Source organism: Mesorhizobium sp. M1A.F.Ca.IN.020.06.1.1, assembly GCF_004023265.1.
Lineage (GTDB): Bacteria > Pseudomonadota > Alphaproteobacteria > Rhizobiales > Rhizobiaceae > Mesorhizobium.
This window is the reverse complement of the sequence record NZ_RZSR01000998.1, coordinates 1-2,129: the sequence shown is the minus strand read 5'-3', so window position 1 is coordinate 2,129 and position 2,129 is coordinate 1. Positions and strand designations below refer to the sequence as shown.

At 63.8% G+C, this 2,129-nt stretch carries 3 protein-coding genes; 2 read left to right on the top strand and 1 reads right to left on the bottom strand.

What is annotated here, in order from left to right:
• On the bottom strand, positions 1-701 hold a 701-nt coding region (locus EOA60_RS30095; RefSeq protein WP_164899659.1), incomplete at its 3' end, for an MBL fold metallo-hydrolase.
• A gap of 201 nt (positions 702-902) precedes the next feature.
• Here EOA60_RS30095 and EOA60_RS30090 point away from each other — a divergent pair.
• Positions 903-1,493, top strand: coding sequence for a biotin transporter BioY (locus tag EOA60_RS30090; protein WP_128312409.1), 591 nt, complete (start codon positions 903-905; stop codon positions 1,491-1,493).
• A gap of 212 nt (positions 1,494-1,705) precedes the next feature.
• Positions 1,706-2,129 (top strand): sugar phosphate nucleotidyltransferase (locus EOA60_RS30085; RefSeq protein ID WP_164899658.1); only part of this gene is annotated, 424 nt, incomplete at its 3' end.

Genomic DNA, 2,129 nt, shown 5'->3' with positions numbered 1-2,129 from the left:
ATCTTGCGATGCGACTTCAGCCCGCGCATGAAGCTGCGCGGCGCGGTCACCGGTCCGCCATGGCCGGGCAACAGCAGGCGGTCGTCGCGCTCGATCAGCCGGTCGAGCGATTTCATATAGTCGGCCATCGCCCCGTCGGGCGGCGCCACGATGGATGTGGCCCAGGCCATGACATGGTCGGCCGAAAACAGGATACCTGTGCCCTCCAGCGCAAATGCCGCGTGGTTGGCGGTATGCCCTGGCGTCAGCACGGTGCGGATCGCCCAGCCGTCGCCATGGGTAAGGCTGCCGTCCGCCAGCGCAATGTCGGGCACGAAGCCCAAATCGGCACTGGCATCCAGCGGATTGATCTCGCCGATGCTCAGGCGCCGCGCCGGCCGATGCGGGCCCTCGGCGAGCACGGGAGCGCCGGTGCGTTCTTTCAGCCGCGCCGCGAGCGGCGAATGATCGCGGTGGGTATGGCTGACGAAGATATGGCTGACCGGCCTGCCGCCTATTGCCGTGAGCAGCGTTCCGAGATGCTCATCGTCGTCCGGACCTGGATCGATCACTGCCAGCGTGTCGCGGCCGACGAGGTAGCTGTTGGTGCCGTGGAAGGTGAACGGGCTCGGATTCCTGGCCGTGACGCGCTGGACGTCCGGCGCGACGGTGACCGCCTGGCCATAGGCAGGAGCGAAGCGTGCGTCGAATTCAAGCGTCATGCCGGGTCCTGCTGCTCGCGGCAAAATGATTGCCGCATCCTGCGGAAGCCAATATAGGAAAATCAATGCATGTCGCCCAAAACTGCGCAGCAGTCTTGGGAGAACGACACGCATCAGGACGAAATCTTGAAGCGCGCCGCCTGAACTCGTTTCTCCGCGACGCGCCTCAAAGCCAGCAAATCAGCCACGATGGGGAAGACCATGGCAACTGCAACCACGATGCGCCCGCTCGTTTCTCTCGCTCTGCCCGACCAGGGCGCGGCCCGGCTTGCCAGCCAGCTCTTTCTGGCGCTTGCAGGAACCCTCCTGCTCACCCTGTCGGCGAAGACGAAAGTGGTGTTGGGCCCGGTCGACATCTCGCTGCAGACGCTTGCGGTGCTGCTGATCGCCTCGGCCTTCGGCATGCGTCTTGCCGTCGCGACGCTCCTTCTCTACCTCGCCGAGGGCGCTTTTGGTTTGCCGGTGTTCCAGGGCACGCCGGAAAAGGGCCTCGGCATCGCTTATATGCTGGGCTCCACCGGCGGCTACCTTGCCGGCTTCGTGGTGATGGCGGCGATCGCCGGCTGGGCCGCCGACCGCGGCTGGGACCGCCACCCCTTCAAGCTGTTCGGCGCCATGCTTGCCGCCGCGATCGTCATGATGACGATGGGCTTTGCCTGGCTGGCGGCGCTCATCGGACCGGAAAAGTCCTGGCAGTTCGGCGTCGCGCCGTTCATCGCCGGCGACCTGATCAAGGTGGCGCTGGCCGCGAGCCTCGTGCCGGCGGTCTGGGCGCTGCTCAAGCGCTCCTGATTGCGACCAAATGACAAGGGCCGGTGGGCGCTTGGCGCCGGCCGTCCCCTTTTGCGCCGGATTCGCTCGCAATCGCCGCATGCCGGATGTAGAAAGCAGTGAAATAGCGTCGGGGAAGAAATCAAGCCGACAATTGACAAGCCAGTGCCCGAAACATAAGCACGGGCAACTTGGCGTCGAGGCGGGGGCCGCGGTAGTTCAAGGAGAGCTTGTTGAAAGGAATTATCCTTGCCGGCGGCAGCGGAACACGCCTCTATCCCCTAACATTAGCGGTTTCTAAGCAAATACTGCCGATCTACGACAAGCCCATGATCTACTACCCGCTGAGCGTGCTGATGCTCGCGGGAATCCGCCAGATTCTGGTCATTTCAACTCCGCGTGACTTGCCGGTGTTTCAGGCTTTGCTGGGCGACGGTTCCGAATTCGGTGTGGAGCTTTCCTATGCCGAGCAGCCTCAGCCGAATGGTCTTGCCGAGGCTTTCATCATCGGCCGCGACTTCATCGGCAGGGACAGTGTGTCGATGATCCTCGGCGACAACATCTATTTTGGCGGCGGCCTGTCGCAGCTCTGCCGCGAGGCGGCGATGCGTGATGGCGGCGCCTCGGTCTTCGCCTACTATGTCGACGATCCGGAGC

Coding starts and splice junctions, on each gene's coding strand:
- EOA60_RS30090 (WP_128312409.1), top strand. CDS start 903: ATGGCAACTGCAACCACGATGCGCCCGCTCGTTTCTCTCGCTCTGCCC.